Raw genomic sequence first — 20,743 nt, forward strand, 5'->3', positions numbered from 1 at the left:
GTGACCACCTCCGTGAACCCCCCTGCGGACACCTCCCTGGCCGTCCCGTCCCTCGCCGACGCCGAGGAACTGACCTGCGACGTCCTCGTCATCGGCGGCGGCACCGCTGGCACCATGGCGGCACTGACCGCAGCGGAGCACGGCGCGAACGTGCTGCTGCTGGAGAAGGCCCACGTCCGCCACTCCGGCGCACTCGCCATGGGCATGGACGGCGTCAACAACGCGGTCATCCCGGGCCGCGCCGAACCCGACGACTACGTCGCGGAGATCACCCGCGCCAACGACGGCATCGTCGACCAGTCCACCGTCCGCCAGACCGCCACCCGCGGCTTCGGCATGGTGCAGCGGCTGGAGTCGTACGGTGTGAAGTTCGAGAAGGACGAGCACGGCGACTACGCGGTCCGCCAGGTCCACCGCTCCGGCTCCTACGTGCTGCCCATGCCGGAGGGCAAGGACGTCAAGAAGGTCCTGTACCGGCAGCTGCGGCGCCGCGAGATGCGGGAGAGGATCCGCATCGAGAACCGGGTGATGCCGGTGCGTGTCCTCACGGTCGAGGGGCGCGCCGTCGGCGCGGCGGGCTTCAACACCCGCACGGGGCAGTTCGTCCAGGTCCGTGCGGGCGCGGTGATCCTCGCCACCGGCGCCTGCGGCCGCCTCGGCCTGCCCGCCTCCGGCTACCTCTACGGCACCTACGAGAACCCCACCAACGCGGGCGACGGCTACGCCATGGCCTACCACGCGGGCGCCGAACTCACCGGCATCGAGTGTTTCCAGATCAACCCGCTGATCAAGGACTACAACGGCCCGGCCTGCGCCTATGTCGCCAACCCCTTCGGCGGCTACCAGGTCAACCGGCACGGCGAGCGCTTCGTCGACTCCGACTACTGGTCGGGCCAGATGATGGCCGAGTTCGCGGCGGAGGTCGCGTCCGACCGGGGCCCGGTCTATCTGAAGCTGAGCCACCTCCCCGAGGAGTCGGTCTCGGCCCTGGAGACGATCCTCCACTCGACCGAACGCCCGACCCGCGGCACCTTCCACTCCGGCCGCGGCCACGACTACCGCACCCACGACATCGAGATGCACATCTCCGAGATCGGCCTGTGCGGCGGCCACTCCGCCTCCGGCGTCCGGGTCGACGATCACGCCCGTACGACCGTGCCCCGGCTGTACGCGGCCGGCGACCTGGCCTGCGTGCCGCACAACTACATGATCGGCGCGTTCGTCTACGGCGACCTCGCGGGTGCGGACGCCTCCCAGTACCAGGCCTACGCGGGCGACTTGCCGGAGCGGCAGCTCCAGGAGGCGCACGAGCTGATCTACCGCCCGCTGCGCAACCCCGACGGCCCGCCGCAGCCCCAGGTCGAGTACAAGCTGCGCCGCTTCGTGAACGACTACGTGGCCCCGCCGAAGTCCGGCGCCCGGCTGTCGCTGGCCCTGGAATCGTTCGAGCGGATGCACGCCGACATCGCCGAGATGGGCGCCCACACCGCGCACGAACTGATGCGCTGCGCGGAGGTCACCTTCATCCGCGACTGCGCGGAGATGGCCGCCCGGTCCTCCCTGGCCCGCACGGAGTCCCGCTGGGGCCTCTACCACGACCGACTCGACCACCCCCAGCGCGACGACGCGTCCTGGTTCCACCACCTCGATCTGCACAAGTCCCCCTCTGGTGCGATGGAGTTCACGGCCCGTCCCGTGGCTCCCTATCTCGTTCCGGTCGAGGGCTTCACCCCCGTCGGCGGCCCGTCCCGTCTGATCGGCGAGGTCCACGCCGAGGACGTGGCGATGGCCGGGCCCCGGGATGTGGCTCCGGTGGCTGCCCAGGTGGGGGCGGCCGAAGCTGAGCAGCCGCAGACCGCGCCGTCCTCGTCCCCCGCTCCCGCCCCCGAGCGGTCCTCCGCCCGCCTCCTCGAACTCGTCGCCCTGGCCGATGAGGAACCCGAACTCGACGCACTCCAGCCCTACCTGGCCGACCCCGCGTCCGCCGTCCGGCGCGAGGCGGTCGCCGTGCTCACCGAGACGCTGCCGCCCGGAACAGGCCGCGCCCTCGCCTCCGCCCTGCGCGACACCGCCGCCGAGGTACGGGCGGCCGCGGCCGCGTCACTGCGGGAGCTCGTCGAGACGCTCCCGCCCGAGCCCGACCTGCGCGACGGCCTCGCCGCCGCCCTGGCCGAGCCCGACCCGGTGGTCCGCGCCGCCGCGCTGGACGTCCTGCGTGCCCTGCGCCTCGGGGACGCCGTCCTGTTCGCGGGCCCCGCGGCCGACGCCGACATCGCCGTCCGTATCGAGGCCGTACGCGCGCTGGTGTCGGTCGACGCCGCCGAGGAACTGGCCCGCGCGGCGGTCGCCGACCCGTCCCGCGAGGTCCGGGTAGCGATCGCCAAAGGGCTGGCCACGGTGGGTGCCGAGCGACTGTCCGGTGACCTTCCGGCCGACTCCGATTCCGCCGCCGCCTCGATCGAAACGGCCCTCACGGGCCTCCTCGACGACCCGGACGCCCTGGTGCGTGCGGCGGCCTACGGGGCACTGGGCACCACCGGCTGCCCGGCGTCCCTCACCACGCGTGCCGTGGCCGCCCTGTCCGAGTCGGCCTGGCAGGTGCGGGGCGGTGCCGCCACGGCCCTGTCCGTCGCCGACCCGGAGGTGGCGGTCCCCGCCCTCGCCAAGGCCCTCGCGGATGCCAACGCCGATGTCCGCAAGGCCGCCGTCCTGGCACTGACGCGGCACCGCACCGCCGAGGAGGCCCGCGCGGCCCTCGCCACGGCGACGACGGACTCCGACGCGGATGTCAGGGCGTACGCGGCACGGGCGATGTGACCGCCGTCGGCTGACGCTCGGCTCTGCCTGTGCCCTGCTGGTGCCCTGCCCCTGCCGGAGCCCGGCCTTATATCCAGTCGGGCTCCGGCTCCTCGGCCATCTCCGGCCAGTCGTCCGGTCCACCCGGGTCCTGACCGGGGCCGGGGGCGTGTCCCGGGGCCTGGCCGGACACCGCAGCCGGAGCCGAGCCGGGCGGGCCGCCCAGAGAGGTGAGGACCTCCAGCACGCCCTCCCCGTATGTCGCGAGCTTCTTCTCGCCCACTCCGCCGATCCCACCGAGCTCGGCCACCGATGCCGGCCAGACCGTGGCGATCTCCCGCAGCGTGGCGTCATGGAAGATGACGTAGGCCGGTACGCCCTGTTCGCGTGCCTGCTCGGCCCGCCAGGCCCGCAGTGCCTCGAAGGCCGGCATCAGCTCCTCGGGCAGCTCGGCGGCAGCCGCCCTGCCCTTGCGCTCGCCCCGTCCGGAGCCCGAGGACGCCGAGGACCCCGACCGGGACGTCACCGGCTTCTTCGGCTCCTTGCGCAGCGGCACCTCCTGCTCCCGCCGCAGCACCGTCCCACTGCCCTCGGTCAGCACCAGCGTGCCGTACTCGCCCTCCACGGCGAGCAGTCCCTGGGCCAGCAGCTGCCGGATGACACCCCGCCATTCGGCCTCGGCCAGCTCCTCGCCGATGCCGAACACCGACAGCTGGTCGTGGTCGAACTGGATCACCTTGCCGGTCCGCTTCCCCAGCAGGATGTCGACGATCTGCACCGCGCCGAACTTCTGGCCGCGCTCGCGCTGCAGCCGTACCACCGTCGACAGCACCTTCTGTGCCGCGACCGTGCCGTCCCAGGTCTCCGGCGGGGTGAGGCAGGTGTCGCAGTTGCCGCAGCCGGCCGGGTCCGGGTCCTGGCCGAAGTAGGCGAGCAGCTGGCCCCGGCGGCACTGGACGGTCTCGCACAGCGCCAGCATCGAGTCCAGATGGGCCTGGGCCCGCCGCCGGAAGGCCTCGTCGCCCTCGCCGGACTGGATCAGCTTGCGCTGCTGAATGACGTCGTTGAGCCCGTACGCCATCCAGGCCGTCGACGGCAGTCCGTCACGGCCGGCCCGGCCGGTCTCCTGGTAGTAGCCCTCGACCGACTTGGGCAGATCGAGGTGGGCGACGAAGCGGACGTCCGGCTTGTCGATGCCCATGCCGAAGGCGATGGTCGCCACCACGACCAGGCCGTCCTCCCGCAGGAAGCGGGACTGGTGGGCCGCGCGCGTGCCCGCGTCCAGGCCCGCGTGGTAGGGCACCGCCTCGACGCCGTTGCGGCTCAGGAACTCGGCGGTCTTGTCGACGGAGTTGCGCGACAGGCAGTAGACGATTCCCGCGTCGCCCGCGTGCTCCTCGCGCAGGAAGCTCAGCAGCTGTTTCTTCGGGTCCGCCTTCGGCACGACCCGGTACTGGATGTTGGGCCGGTCGAAGCTCGCCACGAAGTGGCGGGCCGCCGGCATGTTCAGCCGCTCGGTGATCTCCTGGTGCGTGGCGTGCGTGGCCGTCGCGGTGAGCGCGATCCGCGGCACGTCCGGCCAGCGCTCGCCGAGCAGCGACAGCGTCAGGTAGTCGGGCCGGAAGTCGTGGCCCCACTGGGAGACGCAGTGCGCCTCGTCGATCGCGAACACGGAGATCTTGCCGCGCGAGAGCAGATCGAGCGTGTTCTCCAGCCGCAGCCGCTCCGGCGCCAGGTACAGCAGGTCCAGCTCGCCGGCGAGGAACTCGGCCTCCACCAGCCGCCGCTCGTCGAAGTCCTGCGTGGAGTTCATGAACCCGGCCCGCACGCCCAGCGCCCGCAGCGCGTCCACCTGGTCCTGCATCAGGGCGATGAGCGGGGAGACGACGACCCCCGTGCCGGGCCTGACCAGGGCCGGGACCTGGTAGCACAGGGACTTGCCGGCGCCGGTCGGCATGAGCACGACGGAGTCACCGCCCGCGACCACGTGCTCGATGACCGCTTCCTGCTCACCCCGGAATGCCTCGTACCCGAAGACCCGGTGCAGCGTGGCCAGCGCCTCGCTCTGCGTCACTGACATCTCAGCGATACCGCCCGTCCCGCCCATCGTCCTGTCCCCCGTACGTCGTCCCTCGACCACTGCCCCCACGATAGGGGTCGCCACCGACAGCCCCGAAGTTATCCACAGGCTGGGCGACCACCCCCTTCAAGGCCGCCTTCAAGGCCGACGGCCCGGCACCCCGAGAAGGGACGCCGGGCCGCCGCCCACCGGCAAGCGCACGGTCAGCGCACGAACACCCCCGCCTGACCCGCCAGGTCCAGGAAGTACTGCGGCGCCACACCGAGCACCAGCGTGACCGCCACGCCCACCCCGATCGCCGTCATCGTCAGCGGCGACGGCACGGCCACCGTCGGGCCCTCCGGCCGCGGCTCGCTGAAGAACATCAGCACGATGACCCGGATGTAGAAGAACGCCGCGATCGCCGACGAGATCACGCCGACCACGACCAGCGGGGCGGCCCCGCCCTCCGCCGCCGCCTTGAACACGGCGAACTTCCCGGCGAAGCCGGACGTCAGCGGGATGCCCGCGAAGGCCAGCAGGAACACCGCGAACACGGCAGCGACCAGCGGCGAGCGCCGGCCGAGCCCCGCCCACTTGGACAGGTGCGTCGCCTCGCCGCCCGCGTCCCTCACGAGCGTGACCACCGCGAAGGCGCCGATCGTCACGAACGAGTACGCCGCCAGGTAGAACAGCACCGACGACACACCGTCCGGCGTGGTCGCGATGACACCCGCGAGGATGAACCCGGCGTGCGCGATCGAGGAGTACGCCAGCAGCCTCTTGATGTCGGTCTGCGTGATCGCGACGATCGCACCGCCCAGCATGGTGATGATCGCCACGGCCCACATGACCGGGCGCCAGTCCCAGCGCAGGCCCGGCAGGACGACGTACAGCACGCGCAGCAGCGCGCCGAACGCCGCGACCTTCGTCGCCGCCGCCATGAAACCGGTCACCGGCGTCGGCGCGCCCTGGTACACGTCCGGCGTCCACATGTGGAACGGCACCGCGCCGACCTTGAACAGCAGACCCATGACCAGCAGCGCGGCACCGACCAGCAGCAGCGCGTCGTTGCCCATGGTGCCGGCGAGCGCCGGGTTGACGTCCTGCACCGTGCCGTCGACGACCTGCGCGATCGTCGCGTACGACATCGAGCCCGCGTAGCCGTACAGCAGCGCGATGCCGAACAGGGTGAACGCGGAGGCGAAGGCGCCGAGCAGGAAGTACTTGACCGCCGCCTCCTGCGACATCATCCGCTTGCGGCGGGCCAGCGCGCACAGCAGGTACAGCGGGAGCGAGAAGACCTCCAGCGCCACGAACAGCGTCAGCAGGTCGTTGGCCGCCGGGAAGATCAGCATGCCGGCGACGGCGAACAGCAGCAGCGGGAACACCTCGGTGGTGGTGAACCCGGCCTTGACCGCGGCCTTCTCGCTCTCGCTGCCCGGCACGGACGCGGCCTGTGCGGCGAAGGAGTCCACGCGGTTGCCGTGCACCACCGGGTCGAGGCGCCGCTCGGCGAAGGTGAACAGGCCGACCAGGGCCGCCAGCAGGATCGTGCCCTGAAGGAAGAGGGCCGGTCCGTCCACCGCGATGGCGCCCATCGCCGCGATGTGCGCCTTGGTCGTGCCGTACCCGTCGGCCGCGAGGGCCACGACCGCCGCGAAGGCGGCCGCGATCGCGACGACGGACACGAACATCTGGACGTAGTAACGGGACTTGCGCGGTACGAACGCCTCGACCAGGATCCCGACGATCGCCGCACCGACGATGATCAGGGTGGGGGCGAGCTGCCCGTATTCGATCTTCGGCGCGTCGATCTTCGAGATCGGTTCGGCCGCCGTTGTCCACAGGCTGTGGACGGCTGTTGCGCTCACTTGGCCGCCTCCACCTCGGGCTTGGGGTCCTTCTGCTGTACGTCGGACATGGTCTGTTTGACCGCCGGGTCGATGACCTGCGTGAGGGGCTTCGGGTAGACGCCCAGGAAGATCAGCAGCACGACCAGCGGGGCGACGACCACGAGTTCACGCACCCTGAGGTCCGGCATCTTCGCGATCTCGGGTTTCACCGGGCCGGTCATCGTCCGCTGGTAGAGGACGAGGGTGTAGAGCGCGGCCAGGACGATGCCGAAGGTGGCGATGATGCCGACCACCGGGTACCGCGTGAACGTGCCGACCAGGACCAGGAACTCACTGACGAACGGTGCCAGGCCGGGCAGCGACAGGGTTGCCAGGCCGCCGATCAGGAAGGTGCCGGCGAGCACCGGCGCGACCTTCTGCACTCCGCCGTAGTCGGCGATGAGCCGCGAGCCGCGCCGGGAGATCAGGAAGCCCGCCACCAGCATCAGCGCGGCGGTCGAGATGCCGTGGTTGACCATGTAGAGCGTCGCCCCGGACTGGCCCTGGCTCGTCATCGCGAAGATGCCCATGATGATGAAGCCGAAGTGGGAGATCGACGCGTAGGCCACCAGCCGCTTGATGTCGCGCTGGCCGACCGCGAGCAGCGCCCCGTAGATGATGCTGATCAGGGCGAGGACGAGGATCGCGGGCGTCGCCCACTTGCTCGCCTCCGGGAAGAGCTGCAGGCAGAAGCGGAGCATCGCGAAGGTGCCGACCTTGTCGACGACGGCCGTGATGAGCACGGCGACCGGGGCGGTGGACTCCTGCATCGCGTTGGGCAGCCAGGTGTGCAGCGGCCACAGCGGGGCCTTCACCGCGAAGGCGAAGAAGAAGCCCAGGAACAGCCACCGTTCGGTGTTGGTCGCCATGTCGAGCGAGCCGTTGGCCCGGGCCTCGGCGATCTCCGTGAGCGAGAAGTTCCCGGCGACCACGTACAGGCCGATCACCGCGGCCAGCATGATCAGGCCGCCGGCCAGGTTGTAGAGCAGGAACTTGACCGCCGCGTACGACCGTTGCGTCGCCGCCGCCTTCTCGCCGTGCTCGTGGGCACGGTCCCCGAAGCCGCCGATGAGGAAGTACATCGGGATCAGCATGGCTTCGAAGAAGATGTAGAAGAGGAAGACGTCGGTGGCCTCGAAGGAGATGATCACCATCGCCTCGACGGCCAGGATCAGGGCGAAGAAGCCCTGCGTCGGCCGCCACCGGGTGCTCCCGGTCTCCAGCGGGTCGGCATCGTGCCAGCCCGCGAGGATGATGAACGGGATCAGCAGCGCCGTGAGCGCGATCAGGGCCACCGCGATGCCGTCCACGCCCAGTTCGTAGCGGACACCGAAGTCCGCGATCCAGGAGTGGGACTCGGTGAGCTGGTAGCGGTCGCCGTCCGGGTCGAAGCGCGCCAGGACGACGATCGCCAGGACGAGCGTGGCGAGCGAGAAGAGCAGCGCCAGCCATTTGGCGACGGTGCGTTGCGCGGCCGGTACGGCGGCCGTGGCGATCGCCCCGACGGCCGGGAGCGCCGCTGTCGCTGTCAGCAGAGGAAAGGACATCGGTATCAGACCGCCCTCATCAGCAGGGTCACGGCGACCAGGACCGCCGCACCGCCGAACATCGAGACCGCGTAGGAGCGGGCGAAGCCGTTCTGCAGCTTTCGCATCCGCCCGGAGAGGCCGCCGACCGAGGCCGCCGTGCCGTTGACGACGCCGTCGACCAGGGTGTGGTCGACGTAGACCAGGGACCGCGTGAGGTGTTCGCCGCCGCGGACCAGGACGACGTGGTTGAAGTCGTCCTGGAGCAGGTCGCGCCGGGCGGCCCGGGTGAGCAGCGATCCGCGCGGGGCGACGGCCGGGACCGGGCGGCGGCCGTACTGCCCCCAGGCCACGGCGACACCGACGACCATCACGGCGACCGTGGACAGCGTGACCGTGAGGGCGCTGATCGGCGGGTTGCCGTGGCTGTGCCCGGTGACGGGCTCCAGCCAGTGCACGAAGCGGTCGCCGATGCTGAAGAACGCGCCGCCGAACACCGACCCGACGGCCAGGACGATCATCGGGATCGTCATGACCTTGGGCGACTCGTGCGGATGCGGCGGGGTGTACTCGCCGCGGGTCTCGGCGGCGGGCTCCGCGCTCGGCTCGGCCGGGGACGGCGTCGGGGCGTTGCGCCAGCGCTCCTCGCCGAAGAACGTCATCAGCATCACGCGCGTCATGTAGTACGCCGTGATGGCCGCGCCCAGCAGGGCGCAGGCGCCGAGGATCCAGCCCTCGGTGCCGCCCTTGGCGAACGCCGACTCGATGATCATGTCCTTGGAGAAGAAGCCGGACAGACCCGGGAAGCCGATGATGGCCAGGTAGCCGAGGCCGAAGGTGACGAAGGTGATCGGCATGTACTTGCGCAGTCCGCCGTAGCGGCGCATGTCGACCTCGTCGTTCATGCCGTGCATGACCGAACCGGCGCCGAGGAACAGCCCCGCCTTGAAGAAGCCGTGCGTCACCAGGTGCATGATCGCGAAGACGTAGCCGATGGGGCCGAGGCCCGCGGCGAGCACCATGTAGCCGATCTGCGACATGGTCGAGCCGGCCAGTGCCTTCTTGATGTCGTCCTTCGCGCAACCGACGATCGCACCGAAGAGGAGCGTGACGGCACCGACGACGGTGACGACCAGCTGGGCGTCCGGGGCGCCGTTGAAGACGGCTCCGGAGCGGACGATCAGGTACACGCCCGCCGTCACCATCGTCGCGGCGTGGATGAGGGCCGAGACCGGGGTCGGGCCCTCCATCGCGTCCCCGAGCCAGGACTGCAGCGGCACCTGGGCGGACTTGCCGCAGGCCGCGAGCAGCAGCATCAGGGCGATGGCGGTCAGCTTGTCCTCACCGGCGGCACCCGCGAGCCCGGCCTCCTCGTGGCTGCCGAGCACCGGCCCGAAGGCGAAGGTGCCGAACCAGAGGAACATCAGCATGATCGCGATGGACAGGCCCATGTCGCCGACGCGGTTGACCAGGAAGGCCTTCTTCGCTGCCGTGGCGGCGCTGGGCTTGTGCTGCCAGAAGCCGATCAGCAGGTAGGAGGCGAGACCGACGCCCTCCCAGCCGACGTACAGCAGCAGGTAGTTGTCGGCGAGGACGAGCAGCAGCATCGCCGCGAGGAACAGGTTCAGATAGCCGAAGAAGCGGCGGCGCCGCTCGTCGTGCTCCATGTACCCGACGGAGTAGAGGTGGATCAGCGAGCCGACGCCCGAGATCAGCAGGACGAACGTCATCGACAGCTGGTCGAGCTGGAAGGCGACGTCCGCCTGGAAGCCCTCGACCGGGATCCAGCTGAACAGGAACTGGCCAATCTCGCGGTGGTCCGCGTCCTTGCCCAGCATGTCGGTGAACAGGACCAGGCCGAGCACGAAGGAGGAGGCGGCGAGGGCCGTGCCGATCCAGTGGCCGACGGCGTCCAGCCGGCGGCCGCCGCACAGCAGGACCACCGCTCCGAGCAGGGGCGCCGCCACCAGCAGCGCAATCAGGTTCTCCACGATTCTTCCGACCCCTTACAGCTTCATCAGGCTGGCGTCGTCGACCGAGGCCGAGTGACGGGCACGGAACAGGGACACGATGATCGCGAGCCCGACCACGACCTCGGCGGCGGCGACGACCATCGTGAAGAACGCGATGATCTGGCCGTCGAGGTTGCCGTGCATGCGGGAGAAGGCGACGAACGCGAGGTTGCAGGCGTTGAGCATGAGCTCGATGCACATGAACACGACGATCGCGTTGCGCCTGATCAGCACGCCGGTGGCGCCGATCGTGAACAGCAGGGCCGCGAGATAGAGGTAGTTGACGGGGTTCACTTCGACGCCTCCTCGGACCGCTTGGGCTTCGCAGGACCGATCACCCTGCGCTCCAGGCGCTCCTCGGACCGCTGTTCCAGGGCCTTGAGGTCGTTGAGCGCCTCCTGCGACACGTCGCGGATCTGGCCGCGCTCGCGCAGCGTCTTGCTGACGGTGAGGTCGGACGGGGTGCCGTCGGGGAGCAGGCCCGCGATGTCGACCGCGTTGTGCCGGGCGTACACACCGGGGGCCGGCAGCGGCGGCAGTTGCCTGCCATCGCGGACCCGCTCCTCGGAGAGTTCGCGCTGCGTCTTGGCGCGCTCGGTGCGCTCGCGGTGGGTGAGCACCATGGCGCCGACGGCGGCCGTGATGAGCAGGGCGCCGGTGATCTCGAACGCGAAGACGTACTTGGTGAAGATGAGGGCGGCGATGCCCTCCACGTTGCCCCCGGCGTTCGCCTGGCCGATGCCGTTGAACTCCGTGAGGGAGGCGTTGCCGATGCCTCCGATCAGCAGGATGCCGAAGCCGAGACCGCACACCAGAGCCAGCCAGCGCTGGCCCTTGATGGTCTCCTTCAGGGAGTCCGCCGCGGTCACGCCGACGAGCATCACCACGAACAGGAACAGCATCATGATCGCGCCGGTGTAGACGATGATCTGGACGACGCCCAGGAAGTAGGCGCCGTTGGCGAGGTAGAACACCGCCAGGATGATCATGGTCCCGGCGAGGCAGAGCGCGCTGTGCACGGCCCTCTTCATGAGGATGGTGCCCAGGGCGCCGATCACCGCGATCGTGCCGAGGATCCAGAACTGGACGGCCTCTGCGGTGGAGGTGGAGTAGGCGGCGAGCTGGGCGGTCATCGGCCGATCACCTTCTTTGACGCCGGCTCGGTCCCGCCGAAGGTGGAGTCGGCCTCCTGCACGACCTCGCCCTCGGAGTGAGCGACCTGCTGCTCCGTGCCGGGCGCGGCCTCGGTGACCAGGCCCCGGTAGTAGTCCTGTTCGTCCGTCCCCGGGTAGATGGCGTGGGGCGAGTCGACCATGCCGTCCTCGAGACCGGCGAGCAACTGCTCCTTGGTGTAGATGAGGTTGGCCCGGCTGGAGTCGGCCAGCTCGAACTCGTTCGTCATCGTGAGCGCGCGGGTGGGGCACGCCTCGATGCACAGGCCGCACAGGATGCAGCGGGCGTAGTTGATCTGGTAGACGCGGCCGTACCGCTCGCCCGGCGAGTAGCGCTCCTCGTCGGTGTTGTCCGCGCCCTCCACATAGATCGCGTCCGCGGGGCAGGCCCACGCGCACAGTTCGCAGCCGACGCACTTCTCCAGGCCGTCCGGATGGCGGTTGAGCTGGTGCCGTCCGTGGAAGCGCGGAGCCGTGGTCTTCTGCTGCTCCGGGTACTGCTCGGTCAGCCGCTTCTTGAACATGGCCTTGAAGGTCACGCCGAAGCCGGCCACGGGGTTCTGGAAACCGGGCTTGGTGTCCTTCGGTTCCTCAGTCATCGGACGCCTCCTTTCCATCCGTAGATCCGCCCAGAGATTTGTCACTCTGAGTATCGGGCCCACCACTGACAATCAGCTCCCGCTCACGGCGCGAGGGGCGTCGCGGAGCCGGCGGAAGCTCCTGTCCGGGCAGCGGCGGTACGGGGTATCCGCCCGCCATGGGGTCGAAGGCCGCCGGGGCCTCGGCCGGCGGCCCGGCCTGCTTCGACTTCTCGCGGAACATGTCGACCACGAAGGAGAGCAGCAGCAGGGCCAGCACGCCGCCGCCGACGTAGAGCACGATGTCGGCGAAGTCGTAGTTCTCGTTCCGCAGTGCCCGGACGGTGGCGACGAGCATCAGCCACACCAGCGAGACCGGGATGAGGACCTTCCAGCCGAGCTTCATCAGCTGGTCGTAGCGGACGCGCGGGAGCGTGCCGCGGATCCAGATGAACATGAACAGCAGCAGCTGGACCTTGACGGTGAACCAGAGCATCGGCCACCAGCCGTGGTTCGCGCCCTCCCAGAAGGTGCTGATCGGCCACGGGGCCCGCCAGCCGCCGAGGAACAGCGTGGTGGCGACGGCCGAGACGGTCACCATGTTGACGTACTCGGCGAGCATGAACATCGCGAACTTGATCGACGAGTACTCGGTGTTGAAGCCGCCGACCAGGTCGCCCTCGGACTCCGGCATGTCGAAGGGGGCGCGGTTGGTCTCGCCGACCATCGTGACGATGTAGAGGATGAAGGAGAGCGGCAGCAGCAGGATGTACCAGCGGTCGGCCTGCTGCTCGACGATCGTCGACGTCGACATCGACCCCGAGTAGAGGAACACGGAGGCGAAGGCGGCGCCCATCGCGATCTCGTAGGAGATCATCTGCGCGCAGGAGCGCAGGCCGCCCAGCAGCGGGTACGTCGAGCCGGAGCTCCAGCCCGCGAGGACGATGCCATAGATGCCGACCGAGGCGACCGCGAGGATGTAGAGCATCGCGATCGGCAGGTCGGTGAGCTGCATCGTGGTGCGCTGGCCGAAGATCGAGATCTCGTTGCCGGCCGGGCCGAAGGGGATCACCGCGATCGCCATGAAGGCCGGGATGGCCGCGATGATCGGCGCGAGGACGTACACCGCCTTGTCCGCGCGCTTGACGACGACGTCCTCCTTGAGCATCAGTTTGATGCCGTCGGCGAGCGACTGGAGCATGCCCCAGGGGCCGTGCCGGTTGGGGCCGACGCGCAGCTGCATCCAGGCGACGACCTTGCGCTCCATGACGATGGAGACCAGCACGGTCACCATCAGGAAGGCGAAGCAGAACACCGCCTTGATGACGACCAGCCACCACGGGTCCTGGCCGAACATCGAGAGGTCTTCAGCGGCGAGGTACGGGCTCATGCCTCCACCTCCTTGGGGGCCTCGCCGGCGAGCGTCGCCGGGCCGATGCGGACGAGGGAGCCGGGCCGCGCGCCGGTGTCGGAGGCGACGCCGCCGCCGATGGAGTTCAGCGGCAGCCACACCACCCGGTCGGGCATCTCACTGATCTGGAGCGGGAGTTCCACGGCTCCCTGAGGGCCGGTCACGGCGAGGAGGTCGCCTTCCTCGACGCCCGCCTCGGCGGCCGTCGCGGCCGACAGGCGCGCGCGTGCGGCGTGCCGGGTTCCGGCGAGCGCCTCGTCGCCCTGCTGGAGGAGGCCCTGGTCGAGCAGCAGCCGGTGCCCGGCGAGTACGGCCTCGCCGACGGCCGGGCGGGGCAGCGCGGCCGCGGTCTCCAGGGGTTCGCCGGCCCGCGGGCCGTCCCAGGCGCCGAGCCGGTCGATCTCCGCGCGCACGGTGCGCAGATCGGGCAGTCCGAGGTGGACGTCCATGGCGTCGGCGAGCATCTGCAGCACGCGCGCGTCGGTGGGCGCGAGGGGGCGGGTCATCTGGTCGGGCTTGAGCGCGGCCTCGAAGAAGCGGACCCGGCCTTCCCAGTTGAGGAAGGTGCCGGCCTTCTCGGCGACCGCGCCGACGGGCAGGACGACATCGGCCTCGCGGCTGATCTCGCTGGGCCGCAGTTCGAGGGAGACCAGGAAGCCGACCTCGTCGAGTGCGGCACGCGCGCGTGCCGGGTCGGGCAGGTCGGCGATCTCCACGCCCGCCACCAGCAGGGCCTGCAGCTCGCCGGTCGCGGCGGCCTCGACGATCTGGCCGGTGTCGCGGCCGTAGCGGTGCGGGAGACCGGCCACACCCCAGACGTCGGCGACCTCGTCACGCGCGCGTGGGTCGGTGGCCGGGCGTCCGCCCGGCAGCAGCGACGGCAGCGCGCCCGCCTCGATCGCGCCGCGTTCCCCGGCCCGGCGCGGGATCCACACCAGCCGGGCGCCGGTCGCGGAGGCGGTGCGTGCGGCGGCGGTGAGTCCGCCCGCCACCGCGGCAAGCCGCTCGCCGACGACGATCACAGCGCCCTCGGCGCGCAGCGCCTCGGCGGCCGTGGCGCCGTCGTCCTCCAGGCCGACGCCACTCCCGAGCGCGTCCAGCCACTCGGTCTCGGTGCCGGGAGCCGCCGGCAGCAGCGTGCCACCGGCCTTCTCCAGACCGCGCGTGGCGTGCGTGGCCAGCGAGAAGACCCGCTGTCCGTGCTTGCGCCAGGCCTTGCGCAGCCGCAGGAAGACGCCAGGCGCCTCCTCCTCCGCCTCGAACCCGACCAGCAGGACGGCGGGCGCCTTCTCCAGTGCGGTGTAGGTGACGCCCGTACCGTCGAGGTCCCGGCCGCGCCCGGCGACCTGGGCGGCGAGGAAGTCGGCCTCCTCACCGCTGTGCACGCGCGCGCGGAAGTCGATGTCGTTGGTGTCGAGCGCCACGCGCGCGAACTTGCTGTACGCGTAGGCGTCCTCGATGGTGAGCCGGCCGCCGGTCAGGACACCGGTGCGGCCCCGGGAGGCCAGCAGCCCCTGGGCCGCGATCTGCAGCGCCTCGGGCCAGGAGGCCGGTTCCAGCTCGCCCTCGGCGTTGCGCACGAGCGGCGTCTCGAGCCGGTCACGCTGCTGCGCGTACCGGAACCCGAACCGCCCTTTGTCGCAGATCCACTCCTCGTTGACCTCGGGGTCGTCGGCCGCGAGCCGCCGCATGACCTTGCCGCGCCGGTGGTCGGTGCGCGTGGCGCAGCCGCCGGAGCAGTGCTCGCACACCGACGGGGAGGAGACCAGGTCGAAGGGGCGGGAGCGGAATCGGTACGCCGCCGAGGTCAGCGCGCCGACCGGGCAGATCTGGATGGTGTTGCCGGAGAAGTACGACTCGAACGGGTCGCCCTCGCCGGTTCCGACCTGCTGGAGCGCGCCCCGCTCGACCAGCTCGATCATCGGGTCGCCCGCGACCTGGTTGGAGAACCGGGTGCAGCGGGCGCACAGCACGCACCGCTCACGGTCGAGCAGCACCTGCGTGGAGATCGGCACGGGCTTCTCGTACGTGCGCTTGCGGCCCTCGAAGCGGGAGTCGGCGTCGCCGTGCGACATGGCCTGGTTCTGCAGCGGGCACTCGCCGCCCTTGTCGCAGACCGGGCAGTCCAGCGGGTGGTTGATGAGCAGGAGCTCCATCACACCCTTCTGCGCCTTCTCCGCGACCGGCGAGGTGAGATGGGTCTTCACCACCATCCCGTCGGTGCAGGTGATGGTGCAGGACGCCATGGGCTTGCGCTGGCCCTCGACCTCGACGATGCACTGGCGGCAGGCGCCGGCCGGATCGAGGAGCGGGTGGTCGCAGAACCGGGGGATCTCGATGCCGAGCTGTTCGGCGGCCCGGATGACCAGAGTGCCCTTGGGCACGCTGAGCTCGACGCCGTCGATCGTCAGCGACACGAGGTCCTCCGGCGGGACCGCCGCCTCTCCCCCGCCTGAGGGAGCGTTGGTGGTCACGGTCATGCGTTCACCTCCGTGCGGTCGGCCCAAGCCGTCGACTTGGCGGGGTCGAAGGGACAGCCCCGGCCCGTGATGTGCTGCTCGTACTCCTCGCGGAAGTACTTGAGCGAGGAGAAGATCGGCGAGGCGGCGCCGTCGCCGAGGGCGCAGAAGGACTTGCCGTTGATGTTGTCGGCGATGTCGTTCAGCTTGTCGAGGTCGGACATCCGTCCCTTGCCGGCCTCGATGTCGCGCAGCAGCTGCACGAGCCAGTACGTGCCTTCGCGGCAGGGCGTGCACTTGCCGCAGGACTCGTGGGCGTAGAACTCGGTCCAGCGCGTGACGGCACGGACCACGCAGGTCGTCTCGTCGAAGCACTGGAGAGCTTTGGTGCCGAGCATGGAACCCGCGGCGCCCACTCCTTCGTAATCAAGAGGGACGTCGAGGTGCTCGTCGGTGAACATCGGGGTCGAGGAGCCGCCCGGCGTCCAGAACTTGAGGCGGTGCCCGGGGCGCATACCGCCGCTCATGTCGAGGAGCTGGCGGAGGGTGATCCCGAGCGGCGCCTCGTACTGGCCGGGGCTGGCGACGTGGCCGCTGAGGGAGTAGAGCGTGAAGCCGGGCGACTTCTCACTCCCCATCGACCGGAACCAGTCCTTGCCCCGGGTCATGATCGCGGGAACCGACGCGATCGACTCGACGTTGTTCACCACAGTCGGGCACGCGTAGAGGCCCGCGACAGCGGGGAAGGGGGGACGAAGCCGCGGTTGGCCCCGGCGGCCTTCGAGCGAGTCCAGCAGTGCGGTCTCCTCACCGCAGATGTACGCGCCCGCGCCCGCGTGCACGGTGATGTCGAGGTCGAGTCCGCTGCCCTGGATGTTCTCGCCCAGGAAACCCGCCTCGTACGCCTCGCGCACGGCCGAGTGCAACCGCCGCAGAACCGGGACCACTTCACCACGCAGATAGATGAAGGCATGCGAAGACCTGATGGCGTAACACGCGATGATCATGCCCTCGATGAGGCTGTGCGGGTTCGCGAAGAGGAGCGGGATGTCCTTGCAGGTCCCGGGCTCCGACTCGTCGGCGTTGACAACCAGATAGTGCGGCTTTCCGTCCCCCTGGGGAATGAACTGCCACTTCATTCCCGTGGGGAATCCCGCGCCGCCGCGCCCGCGCAGACCGGACTCCTTGACGTACGCGATCAGGTCGTCCGGCGACATCGCGAGCGCCTTGCGAAGCCCTTCGTACCCCTCGTGCCTTCGGTACACGTCCAGCGTCCAGGACTTGTCCTCGTCCCAGAAAGCCGACAGCACCGGTGCGAGCAGCTTCTCGGGGCTCATGTCTTTCAGCTCGGGTGCCAAGGTCATCACTCCCCCTCCTCGGCGGCGGGCCCGGCCGGGTGGGCCGGGTCGGAGGCCGACGTGTCCTGCGGCGCGTCGTGCGAGCTCAAGTGCTCCGTCGGTGACGGGTCGTGGGGTGCCTCGGTCCGGGCCGCCTCACCGCGGGGATGCACCACGCGCGCGGGTGCGGCCTCCCCCTTGGCGAGCTTCAGGCCGACCAGGGAAGCGTGTCCCGCGCTTCCTCCGGACTCGACGGCCCCGTCCCGCTCGTCGGGGAAACCGGCCAGGACCCGGGCGGTCTCCTTGAACGTGCACAGGGGAGCGCCGCGGGTGGGCGTGACCGGCCGTCCCGCGCGCAGGTCGTCGACGAGGCGCTTGGCGCTGCCCGGGGTCTGGTTGTCGAAGAACTCCCAGTTGACCATCACGACCGGCGCGAAGTCGCAGGCCGCGTTGCACTCGATGTGCTCCAGGGTGACCTTGCCGTCGTCGGTGGTCTCGCCGTTGCCGACGCCGAGGTGCTCCTGGAGCTCCTCGAAGATCGCGTCCCCGCCCATCACGGCACACAGGGTGTTGGTGCACACCCCCACCTGGTAGTCACCGCTCGGCCGGCGCCGGTACATGGTGTAGAAGGTGGCGACCGCGGTGACCTCGGCCGTGGTCAGGCCGAGCATGTCCGCGCAGAACCGCATTCCCGTGCGCGTGACGTGTCCCTCCTCCGACTGCACGAGGTGCAGCAGCGGCAGGAGGGCGGACCGGGAGTCCGGGTAGCGGGCGATGACCTCGCGCGCGTCCGTCTCCAGACGGGCCCGGACGTCGTCCGGGTAGGCGGGCGCGGGCAGTTCGGGCATGCCCAGGCTGACGCCCCGCTCGGAAGATGAGGTGGTCACCGGTCGACGCCTCCCATCACGGGGTCGATGGACGCGACGGCGACGATGACGTCGGCGACCTGGCCGCCTTCGCACATCGCCGCCATGGCCTGCAGGTTGGTGAAGGACGGGTCGCGGAAGTGGACGCGGTAGGGGCGGGTGCCGCCGTCGGACACGACGTGCACCCCGAGTTCGCCCTTGGGCGACTCGACCGCCGCGTACGCCTGACCCGGCGGGACGCGGAAGCCCTCGGTGACCAGCTTGAAGTGGTGGATCAGGGCCTCCATGGAGGTGCCCATGATCTTCTTGATGTGGTCGAGGGAGTTGCCGAGGCCGTCGGGCCCGAGGGCGAGCTGGGCGGGCCAGGCGATCTTCTTGTCGGCGACCATGACCGGTCCGGGCTGGAGCCGGTCCAGGCACTGCTCGACGATCCTGAGCGACTGGCGCATCTCCTCGAGCCGGATGAGGAAGCGGCCGTAGGAGTCGCAGGTGTCGGCGGTCGGGACGTCGAAGTCGTACGTCTCGTAGCCGCAGTACGGCTGGGTCTTGCGCAGGTCGTGCGGCAGGCCGGTGGAGCGCAGGATCGGGCCCGTCGCGCCGAGGGCCATGCAGCCGGCCAGGTCCAGGTAGCCGACGTCCTGCATGCGGGCCTTGAAGATGGGGTTCCCGGTGGCGAGCTTGTCGTACTCCGGGAGGTTCTTCTTCATCTTCTTCACGAACTCGCGGATCTGGTCCACGGCGCCGGGCGGCAGGTCCTGGGCGAGTCCGCCGGGGCGGATGTACGCGTGGTTCATCCGCAGGCCGGTGATCAGCTCGTAGATATCGAGAATGAGTTCACGATCACGAAAGCCGTAGATCATGACCGTGGTGGCGCCGAGCTCCATGCCGCCGGTGGCGATGCACACCAGGTGCGAGGACAGCCGGTTCAGCTCCATCAGGAGCACACGGATGATCGAGGCCCGGTCCGGGATCTGGTCCTCGATGCCGAGGAGCTTCTCGACGCCGAGGCAGTACGCCGTCTCGTTGAAGAACGGCGTCAGGTAGTCCATGCGCGTCACGAACGTCGTGCCCTGTGTCCACGTCCGGTACTCGAGGTTCTTCTCGATGCCGGTGTGCAGGTAGCCGATGCCGCAGCGGGCCTCGGTGACGGTCTCGCCGTCGATCTCCAGGATCAGCCGGAGCACGCCGTGGGTGGACGGATGCTGTGGGCCCATGTTGACGACGATGCGCTCGTCGTCGGCGCGGGCCGCGGACTGGACGACCTCGTCCCAGTCGCCGCCGGTGACCGTGTAGACGGTGCCCTCTGTGGTCTCCCGAGGGGAGGCGTGCGAAGTGCTCATGAGTACGACCTCCGCTGGTCCGGAGCCGGGATCTGGGCGCCCTTGTACTCGACGGGGATGCCGCCGAGGGGGTAGTCCTTGCGCTGCGGGAAGCCCTGCCAGTCGTCCGGCATCATGATCCGCGTCAGGGCCGGGTGGCCGTCGAAGACGATGCCGAAGAAGTCGTACGTCTCGCGCTCGTGCCAGTCGTTCGTCGGGTAGACCTCGAACAGCGACGGGATGTGCGGGTCGCTGTCGGGGGCGCTGACCTCCAGGCGGATCAGCCGGTTGTGGGTGATCGAGCGCAGGTGGTAGACGGCGTGCAGCTCGCGGCCCTTGTCGTGCAGGTAGTGGACGCCGCTGACGCCGGTGCACAGCTCGAAGCGCAGGGCCGGGTCGTCGCGCAGGGTGCGGGCGACGCGGACCAGGTGCTCGCGCTCGATGTGGAAGGTCAGCTCGTCGCGGTCGACGACCGTCTTCTCGATGGCGTTCTCGGGGACCAGGCCCTGTTCCTCCAGGGCTCCCTCGAGCTCGTCGGCGACCTCGTCGAACCATCCGCCGTAGGGGCGGGTTGCCGGTCCCGGGAGCCGGACCGAGCGGACCAGGCCGCCGTAGCCGGAGGTGTCGCCGCCGTTATTGGCGCCGAACATGCCGCGCTGGACGCGGATCTCCTCGCCGCCCTCGCCGCGCCGGCCGGGGAGGTTGGAGGCCGACAGGTCCTTCTCGGGGTTGGCGCCGCCCTTGCCGTTCGCGTCGCTCATCGCAGCAGCCCCTTCATCTCGATCGTGGGCAGGGCCTTGAGCGCCGCCTCCTCCGCCTCGCGGGCCGCCTCCTCGGCGTTCACGCCGAGCTTGGAGCTCTGGATCTTCTGGTGGAGCTTGAGGATGGCGTCCATCAGCATCTCCGGCCGTGGCGGGCAGCCGGGGAGATAGATGTCGACCGGCACGATGTGGTCGACGCCCTGGACGATGGCGTAGTTGTTGAACATGCCGCCCGAGGAGGCGCAGACCCCCATGGAGATCACCCACTTGGGGTTCGGCATCTGGTCGTAGACCTGCCGGAGCACCGGCGCCATCTTCTGGCTGACCCGGCCGGCGACGATCATCAGGTCCGCCTGGCGCGGCGAGCCCCGGAAGACCTCCATGCCGAAGCGCGCCAGGTCGTAGCGGCCGGCGCCGGTGGTCATCATCTCGATGGCGCAGCAGGCGAGGCCGAACGTGGCGGGGAAGACGGACGACTTGCGCACCCAGCCCGCGGCCTGCTCGACGGTGGTCAGCAGGAAGCCGCTCGGCAGTTTTTCTTCGAGTCCCATG

At 70.1% G+C, this 20,743-nt stretch carries 15 protein-coding genes; 1 reads left to right on the forward strand and 14 read right to left on the reverse strand.

Annotated features, from left to right (window positions below; genetic code table 11):
* Positions 1-2,817 (forward strand): fumarate reductase/succinate dehydrogenase flavoprotein subunit, encoded by a 2,817-nt coding sequence (locus OG542_RS16400; protein WP_328411650.1) that lies wholly within the window; start codon positions 1-3, stop codon positions 2,815-2,817.
* A 67-nt stretch (positions 2,818-2,884) separates the two neighbouring features.
* Here OG542_RS16400 and recQ read toward each other — a convergent pair whose 3' ends face one another.
* The 14 genes from recQ to OG542_RS16470 form a co-directional block, all read right to left on the reverse strand.
* Complete coding sequence (gene recQ, locus OG542_RS16405) at positions 2,885-4,903, reverse strand: DNA helicase RecQ (RefSeq protein ID WP_328417946.1); 2,019 nt, start codon at positions 4,901-4,903, stop codon at positions 2,885-2,887.
* A 176-nt stretch (positions 4,904-5,079) separates the two neighbouring features.
* Complete coding sequence (nuoN, locus tag OG542_RS16410) at positions 5,080-6,729, reverse strand: NADH-quinone oxidoreductase subunit NuoN (protein ID WP_311127237.1); 1,650 nt, start codon at positions 6,727-6,729, stop codon at positions 5,080-5,082.
* Positions 6,726-8,297: an NADH-quinone oxidoreductase subunit M gene (locus OG542_RS16415; protein WP_328342280.1), complete on the reverse strand. Its 1,572-nt coding sequence runs from the start codon at positions 8,295-8,297 to the stop codon at positions 6,726-6,728. Before OG542_RS16415 ends, nuoN begins: the two co-directional genes overlap by 4 nt.
* A 5-nt stretch (positions 8,298-8,302) precedes the next feature.
* Positions 8,303-10,267, reverse strand: a complete 1,965-nt coding sequence (gene nuoL / locus OG542_RS16420) for an NADH-quinone oxidoreductase subunit L (RefSeq protein ID WP_328411653.1) — start codon at positions 10,265-10,267, stop codon at positions 8,303-8,305.
* Between the two features lie 15 nt (positions 10,268-10,282).
* On the reverse strand, positions 10,283-10,582 hold the full coding sequence (nuoK, locus tag OG542_RS16425; RefSeq protein WP_003992252.1) for an NADH-quinone oxidoreductase subunit NuoK: 300 nt from the start codon (positions 10,580-10,582) through the stop codon (positions 10,283-10,285).
* Positions 10,579-11,421 carry an NADH-quinone oxidoreductase subunit J gene (locus OG542_RS16430; RefSeq protein WP_193482422.1) on the reverse strand — a complete coding sequence of 281 codons (843 nt, stop codon included), beginning with the start codon at positions 11,419-11,421 and terminating at the stop codon, positions 10,579-10,581. The genes nuoK and OG542_RS16430 overlap by 4 nt, the downstream gene beginning before the upstream one ends.
* Positions 11,418-12,059, reverse strand: coding sequence for an NADH-quinone oxidoreductase subunit NuoI (nuoI, locus tag OG542_RS16435; protein ID WP_193482423.1), 642 nt, complete (start codon positions 12,057-12,059; stop codon positions 11,418-11,420). Before nuoI ends, OG542_RS16430 begins: the two co-directional genes overlap by 4 nt.
* Positions 12,052-13,428: an NADH-quinone oxidoreductase subunit NuoH gene (nuoH, locus tag OG542_RS16440; RefSeq protein WP_261682526.1), complete on the reverse strand. Its 1,377-nt coding sequence runs from the start codon at positions 13,426-13,428 to the stop codon at positions 12,052-12,054. Before nuoH ends, nuoI begins: the two co-directional genes overlap by 8 nt.
* A complete protein-coding gene (locus OG542_RS16445) occupies positions 13,425-15,929 on the reverse strand; it encodes an NADH-quinone oxidoreductase subunit G (RefSeq protein ID WP_328411656.1) in 2,505 nt (834 codons plus the stop codon). The genes nuoH and OG542_RS16445 overlap by 4 nt, the downstream gene beginning before the upstream one ends.
* Positions 15,926-17,272, reverse strand: a complete 1,347-nt coding sequence (gene nuoF / locus OG542_RS16450) for an NADH-quinone oxidoreductase subunit NuoF (RefSeq protein WP_391647691.1) — start codon at positions 17,270-17,272, stop codon at positions 15,926-15,928. The genes OG542_RS16445 and nuoF overlap by 4 nt, the downstream gene beginning before the upstream one ends.
* The gene (gene nuoE, locus OG542_RS16455) at positions 17,272-18,132 is read right to left on the reverse strand and encodes an NADH-quinone oxidoreductase subunit NuoE (protein ID WP_261679072.1); all 861 of its coding nucleotides are present in this window, start codon (positions 18,130-18,132) and stop codon (positions 17,272-17,274) included. Before nuoE ends, nuoF begins: the two co-directional genes overlap by 1 nt.
* Positions 18,129-19,451 carry an NADH-quinone oxidoreductase subunit D gene (locus tag OG542_RS16460; RefSeq protein ID WP_261679071.1) on the reverse strand — a complete coding sequence of 441 codons (1,323 nt, stop codon included), beginning with the start codon at positions 19,449-19,451 and terminating at the stop codon, positions 18,129-18,131. Before OG542_RS16460 ends, nuoE begins: the two co-directional genes overlap by 4 nt.
* Positions 19,448-20,191: an NADH-quinone oxidoreductase subunit C gene (locus OG542_RS16465; RefSeq protein WP_328411660.1), complete on the reverse strand. Its 744-nt coding sequence runs from the start codon at positions 20,189-20,191 to the stop codon at positions 19,448-19,450. Before OG542_RS16465 ends, OG542_RS16460 begins: the two co-directional genes overlap by 4 nt.
* A complete protein-coding gene (locus tag OG542_RS16470; protein ID WP_018528252.1) occupies positions 20,188-20,742 on the reverse strand; it encodes a NuoB/complex I 20 kDa subunit family protein in 555 nt (184 codons plus the stop codon). Before OG542_RS16470 ends, OG542_RS16465 begins: the two co-directional genes overlap by 4 nt.
* Position 20,743: the final 1 nt, after the last annotated feature.

The sequence above is a fragment of the Streptomyces violaceus genome (assembly GCF_036014075.1).
Classification (GTDB): Bacteria; Actinomycetota; Actinomycetes; order Streptomycetales; family Streptomycetaceae; genus Streptomyces; species Streptomyces violaceus.

What these genes read in the sequence shown, in the direction of transcription:
- recQ (WP_328417946.1), bottom strand. Translation starts at nt 4,903, where the DNA reads ATGGGCGGGACGGGCGGTATCGCTGAGATGTCAGTGACGCAGAGCGAG.
- OG542_RS16415 (WP_328342280.1), bottom strand. Translation starts at nt 8,297, where the DNA reads ATGTCCTTTCCTCTGCTGACAGCGACAGCGGCGCTCCCGGCCGTCGGG.
- OG542_RS16430 (WP_193482422.1), bottom strand. Translation starts at nt 11,421, where the DNA reads ATGACCGCCCAGCTCGCCGCCTACTCCACCTCCACCGCAGAGGCCGTC.
- nuoI (WP_193482423.1), bottom strand. Translation starts at nt 12,059, where the DNA reads ATGACTGAGGAACCGAAGGACACCAAGCCCGGTTTCCAGAACCCCGTG.
- nuoH (WP_261682526.1), bottom strand. Translation starts at nt 13,428, where the DNA reads ATGAGCCCGTACCTCGCCGCTGAAGACCTCTCGATGTTCGGCCAGGAC.
- OG542_RS16445 (WP_328411656.1), bottom strand. Translation starts at nt 15,929, where the DNA reads ATGACCGTGACCACCAACGCTCCCTCAGGCGGGGGAGAGGCGGCGGTC.
- nuoF (WP_391647691.1), bottom strand. Translation starts at nt 17,272, where the DNA reads ATGACCTTGGCACCCGAGCTGAAAGACATGAGCCCCGAGAAGCTGCTC.
- OG542_RS16460 (WP_261679071.1), bottom strand. Translation starts at nt 19,451, where the DNA reads ATGAGCACTTCGCACGCCTCCCCTCGGGAGACCACAGAGGGCACCGTC.
- OG542_RS16465 (WP_328411660.1), bottom strand. Translation starts at nt 20,191, where the DNA reads ATGAGCGACGCGAACGGCAAGGGCGGCGCCAACCCCGAGAAGGACCTG.
- OG542_RS16470 (WP_018528252.1), bottom strand. Translation starts at nt 20,742, where the DNA reads ATGGGACTCGAAGAAAAACTGCCGAGCGGCTTCCTGCTGACCACCGTC.